Origin of the sequence: Aeromicrobium sp. (assembly GCF_049586495.1) — a bacterium.
Taxonomy (GTDB): domain Bacteria; phylum Actinomycetota; class Actinomycetes; order Propionibacteriales; family Nocardioidaceae; genus Aeromicrobium.
On the sequence record NZ_JBAVCB010000188.1, the window covers coordinates 1 to 1,924 of the forward strand.

At 68.1% G+C, this 1,924-nt stretch carries 2 protein-coding genes, 1 tRNA gene and 1 other RNA gene; 2 read left to right on the forward strand and 2 right to left on the reverse strand.

Annotated elements, in window-relative coordinates:
- The first annotated feature begins 107 nt into the window (after positions 1-107).
- Positions 108-1,256 (forward strand): acyl-CoA dehydrogenase family protein, encoded by a 1,149-nt coding sequence (locus WB508_RS09825; RefSeq protein WP_423844705.1) that lies wholly within the window; start codon positions 108-110, stop codon positions 1,254-1,256.
- 29 nt (positions 1,257-1,285) lie between these two features.
- On the opposite strand, the gene ffs is transcribed toward WB508_RS09825, so the two are convergent.
- Positions 1,286-1,382: signal recognition particle sRNA small type (gene ffs, locus WB508_RS09830), an RNA gene on the reverse strand.
- A 61-nt stretch (positions 1,383-1,443) separates the two neighbouring features.
- Here ffs and WB508_RS09835 point away from each other — a divergent pair.
- Positions 1,444-1,528 (forward strand) — tRNA-Ser (locus WB508_RS09835).
- Between the two features lie 102 nt (positions 1,529-1,630).
- On the opposite strand, the gene WB508_RS09840 is transcribed toward WB508_RS09835, so the two are convergent.
- Positions 1,631-1,924: STAS domain-containing protein (locus tag WB508_RS09840; protein WP_423844706.1), on the reverse strand; the 294-nt coding region annotated here is incomplete at its 5' end.

Consider the following 1,924-nt stretch of genomic DNA (forward strand, 5'->3'; position numbering starts at 1 on the left):
CGCCGTGCCGAACTACCTGAACTACCGCAAGGCATCCATCTACGGCGGATCCAACGAGGTGCAGCGCACCATCATCGCCGGCACGATCCTGGGACTGAGGGGCTGACATGGACTTCCTGTACGACGATGAGCAAGAGGCACTCAAGGACGCGGTCGGGGGTCTGTTGGGCAAGGCCTACGGATCCTCCGAGACCCGCCGCGACGTGATCAAGACCGATCCGGGCTGGGACGAGAAGACCTGGCAGCGGCTCGCCGAGATGGGCGCCCTCGGGCTCCCCTTCGCCGAGGCCGACGGCGGCATGGGCGCCGGTCCTGCCGAGGTCGCGATCGTGGCCGAGGAGATCGGGCGGGTCATCGCTCCCGAGCCGTACGTCGAGGTCGTGGTGCTGGCCGGCTCGCTGGTGCAGGCCGCCGGGACCGACGCCCAGCGCGCTGAGATCCTCGGCGGGATCGCCGAGGGCACGCTGGTCCCCGCCGTGGCCCACACCGAGCCCGGTGCGCGCTATGCGCTGGCCGCCTCCGGCGTCACCGCGAGCGGATCGGGTGACTCGTGGACGCTCAGCGGCGTCAAGGAGCCGGTCATCACCGGCCAGCGTGCTGATCTGCTGATCGTGACGGCCGCCCTCGAGGGCGGTGGTACCGGGCTGTTCCTGGTTCAGCCGGACGCGTCGGGCTTGACCCGCAGCGGCTACCGCACGTTCGACGGTGGTCGCGCGGCCAAGGTCGAGCTGTCCGATACCCCGGCCACTCCGCTGGGCGAGGCGGGCGCCGACCAGACCGACGCCATCGCCCTGGCAGTCGCCAAGGCCCAGGTCGCCTACGCCCACGAGTCATTGGGCGCCATGGAGACGGCGCTGCACATCACCACCGAGTACCTCAAGACGCGCAAGCAGTTCGGCGTCCCGCTGATGACCTTCCAGGAGCTGACCTTCCGCGCAGCCGACCTGTACGTGTCGCTGGAGCTGGCCCGCAGCACTGTCATGTGGGCCACGCTGGTGCTGATCGATTCCGATGACCCCGCCACGATCATCGAGGCGGCCACCCGGGCCAAGCTGCAGATCAGCAAGGCTGGCCGGCACATTGGTCAGGACTCGATCCAGCTGCATGGCGGCATCGGCATGACGGCCGAGTACAGCGTGGGACATCACATGTCCCGCCTCACGGCCATCGACCACATGCTCGGCGACGGACGCACCCACCTGAGCACCCTCGCGGCCTCAGTCGGCGACCACGGCGTCGTCGAGCCCCTGCCGTAGGGATCGCCGCACATTGTTGACCTCGGGGCGTGAAGGACCCCTCGCGCACCCGACAGAGGTCACTGACCCTTGCTGCCTTCCGGCCCTGGGGGAGTTGGGTGATGTGTCGCCGCGCGAGGGGCTGGCACCAGCATACGGAACCATCCCGATTCGTCGCACCCCGGTGGCGCCCGGTAACCTCGTCGACGGAGGATTCGCATAGTGGCCTAGTGCGCTCGCTTGGAAAGCGGGTTGAGTGAAAGCTCTCAGGGGTTCGAATCCCCTATCCTCCGCCGCAAAGCGAGGAGTCCAGCCACCTGGGCTCCTCGCTTTCCTCCCTGGTCTCATCGCGACCACCGGCGGAGGCGTGCCTCCGCCAACCCCCACGCGCAGTTTCAGGGGGCGGCGAGCTCTCCGGTGAGTCGACCGTGAATTGAGGCGCTGGCCGCGTTCAGGCCGATGATCTCGACCGACTTGCCCTTGCGGTCGTACTTGGTCGTGATGCTGTCCAGGGCTGCGACGGTCGAGGCGTCCCACACGTGCGAACCGGTGAGGTCGATGACGATCCGGTCCGGGTCGTCGGCGTACTCGAACTGTGTGTACAGGTCGTTGCTGGACGCGAAGAACAGCTCGCCGAAGACGGTGTAGACCGCCCGGGCCCCACCGTGCTCGTCCTCGACGATCTCGCG